At 41.6% G+C, this 2,756-nt stretch carries 4 protein-coding genes; 2 read left to right on the plus strand and 2 right to left on the minus strand.

All coding sequences use genetic code 11. The features are described 5' to 3' along the window. The coding region (locus AAGA18_16000) for a GNAT family N-acetyltransferase (protein MEM9446844.1) at positions 1–435 on the minus strand (435 nt) is incomplete at its 3' end. A 170-nt stretch (positions 436–605) separates the two neighbouring features. On the opposite strand from AAGA18_16000, the gene AAGA18_16005 reads away from it, so the two are divergent. Together AAGA18_16005 and AAGA18_16010 are read left to right on the plus strand one after the other, a co-directional pair. Next, the gene (locus AAGA18_16005; GenBank protein MEM9446845.1) at positions 606–1,310 is read left to right on the plus strand and encodes a hypothetical protein; all 705 of its coding nucleotides are present in this window, start codon (positions 606–608) and stop codon (positions 1,308–1,310) included. A 40-nt stretch (positions 1,311–1,350) separates the two neighbouring features. Next, positions 1,351–2,193 (plus strand): carboxypeptidase-like regulatory domain-containing protein, encoded by an 843-nt coding sequence (locus tag AAGA18_16010; protein ID MEM9446846.1) that lies wholly within the window; start codon positions 1,351–1,353, stop codon positions 2,191–2,193. A gap of 404 nt (positions 2,194–2,597) precedes the next feature. On the opposite strand, the gene AAGA18_16015 is transcribed toward AAGA18_16010, so the two are convergent. Further along, the gene (locus AAGA18_16015; GenBank protein ID MEM9446847.1) at positions 2,598–2,750 is read right to left on the minus strand and encodes an anion permease; all 153 of its coding nucleotides are present in this window, start codon (positions 2,748–2,750) and stop codon (positions 2,598–2,600) included. Positions 2,751–2,756: the final 6 nt, after the last annotated feature.

Genomic DNA, 2,756 nt, shown 5'->3' on the forward strand with positions numbered 1-2,756 from the left:
CCTTTTTGCCACAGCTTGTGATGCCATGTGCGATTCGTCCGTAGCGGCTATCAGATAGGTAAAACCTAAATTTTCGAATGCATATCTGATAACTGTTTTGCCTGCTTCTGTGGCATACCCCCTTTTTGTATATGACTTAAGCAGTGTATAAATGAGCTGTGGTTGTGGCTCGCCAAAGAAATACCATAACCCGGTGTAGCCGATTACTTTTTCTAATTCTAATGGCATGATTTTCCACAGACCGTAACCATTTACTCCAAATAGTGATTGGTTCTCTCTTAAGATTTCCGCCGATGTCTCCGGGCTTATAACTTCATCGTCCCACAGGTACTTTCTTATGAATGCATCTTGGTTGAGGGAAAGACATAAAGCTTCATCTTCCACGGTGAACGGGATCAGCTTTAACCTTTTGGTAATAAGTATATGATTTTTCATTGTACAATTACTAAACGGACAAGAGGCCAGGCACGCTTAACTAACGTTTGTAAAAATTTACACTAACGAAGTTAGCAAGAAAGTCTCTTCTTCTTTTTGACCGGCAGCGGTCTTCTTATAGGAAAGCAAAACGTTCCTTGCTATTTTAGGTAAAAACCAATTGTAGCGGTATGCGACTTTCAATCACAATCTTTCTATTATTCCCGCTGCTGTCAAACGCCCAAACATTAAAAGGCACGTGGATGGGCTATGATAGTTACAATTCCAAAGTGAAAATGGGCGTTACTGATGAATTTATGATCATGTACAGTTATGGTTACACGGACGACCCGAATAACTCTAGCTGGCGTGCCTATGATAGCATTCCCTTACACTTTATGGAAGACGGCGTTATCGTTATTAAAAATAAGCGTGGTGGAGCGGGGTTTGCAGCAGGTGCTTTTACCTTTCGTGAGAACGGCCAAGTACTGAAGCTTGCTCAGCTTTTTAAAAAGTTTGACTCTCCGGAAGCGGCGCTGAAAGCGGCTGAGGAGTATAAGTATACTGACCTGATAGTAAAGGAATATTACCGTTTAGGAGAAATGAGCAGGCTTGAAAATAAAAAATCGCTTGATGAACTGACCAAAAAAGACTTTTTGTTGGTGATGAACCGACTGCAGGCCTATGACAAGGAAATGGAAGGCTTTTTGGCTTCGGAAGATCAACGAATGCGGCGTATGATCTATCGGTTTACGGAAGGTATTATCAATCGCACATTTGTAGAGCTGGGGTATAACCCATATAAAATGACTGATCAATGGTTTTTTGAAAGATTCAGGGATGATCCTGATGTACAACAACGTATGCAGGCTCAAGTACACTTAAGGCTGGAATAGGCCGCTGTAACAATTGGTAGGGCCGGTCGTCTAAAGTTTGATGGTTCGGATTATCGCATTTTTTTGCTGCCTGTTTCTTGTGGAGAGTTTATTCGCACAAACGTTTAGTGGTCTGGTAGTAGATGCAGAAACAGGTTTAGGTATACCTTTTGTCAATATCGGAATTCCGGAACTCGGCGTGGGTACAGTCAGCAATAAAAACGGAGAGTACAGGTTAACAGTGAAAGGAGAAAATTACGTGATTCTCTTTTCTTCCATCGGTTATCAGAAAAAGGAGGTATCCGCTGCGGATTTGACCAAGAATTCATTTGTAAGGATGTATCCCAAAGTCGAGTTATTGGATGAAGTAGTTGTAGAAGCCAGCCGCTATGGTGAAGACGTAGTGCTGGGCTACAAGCTGGACAATAAAGGACATAGCATTGGTTTTGGCAGTCGCCAACTTGGTACTGAAATAGGAGCTCACATCAAAGTGAAAAAAGAAGCTGTGTTAAAAAGTGCACATTTTACAGTGAACTTCACAGGGGCGGATAGTTTGCTGTTTCGGGTAAATGTGTATGACTTTGCTAAAGAGGAGCTCGGAGAAAAACTGACACCAAGAGACATCATTATTCGAGCGCCACAGAAAAAAGGAACATTCGATGTGGATCTTGAATCTTACGACATATGGGTGAAAGAAGATGTCTTACTCACTCTGGAATGGGTGCAAGATGATGAGGGCAAAGGGAATGAAGGCCTGATGTTCCGATCTAAGAAAGGCTCGGGAACCAATCTTTATACCAAGCGTACCAGCTTTGCAGAGTTTAAAAAGCTTTCAGATGAAGTTTCGGTAGCTCCAAAGTTGAAAATAGGCTTTTATCTCATTGCTGTTCAGAAATCCCACTGAAAGGCAGAACCTTCCCACTGCCAATAAGTAGTCAGAATTTTAATCAAACCGCTGTTGATTAAACCCGGACCTGAGCTTGACATAGACTATAGCTTGGCCGTAACAATTCAAAACGGGTGTTAGTCCGGAATAGACAGCAATTGCCAAGGATAAATACAGAAATAGCTTTCCCGAGTAATGTTGAAGCACTCTTCAATATCCGGATACTGGATCTGTTGGGTCTGATCTTCTTGGGTAACCAACCCTGTCCTGATTCAAATTTGTGCAGGACTGTTGGATGACTCATTGCCATTACAAGCCATTTTTAGCATTGAAAAAGTAAGTGGAGAAGTCTATTTCTCATATACTTTTTGTAAAAGGCGCACAGTTATGAATGACTGCTGTGAGGAAGCAATTGATATCTTTTAAAATACCAATGGCACGAGCCACTTACCTATAAGCACTAAAATTAAGATGCTAATAATATTCAGTAGCACACCGGCCTGCATCATATCTCTAATTTTGATATGGCCACTGGCAAACACTATTGCATTGGGTGGAGTGGATATTGGCATCATAAAAGC

The organism is Verrucomicrobiota bacterium (assembly GCA_039192515.1).
Lineage (GTDB): Bacteria > Verrucomicrobiota > Verrucomicrobiia > Methylacidiphilales > JBCCWR01 > JBCCWR01.

Bases quoted from the DNA above. Each gene is read 5' to 3' on its own strand.
- AAGA18_16015 (MEM9446847.1), bottom strand. From the start codon at position 2,750: ATGATGCCAATATCCACTCCACCCAATGCAATAGTGTTTGCCAGTGGC.
- AAGA18_16010 (MEM9446846.1), top strand. From the start codon at position 1,351: ATGGTTCGGATTATCGCATTTTTTTGCTGCCTGTTTCTTGTGGAGAGT.
- AAGA18_16005 (MEM9446845.1), top strand. From the start codon at position 606: ATGCGACTTTCAATCACAATCTTTCTATTATTCCCGCTGCTGTCAAAC.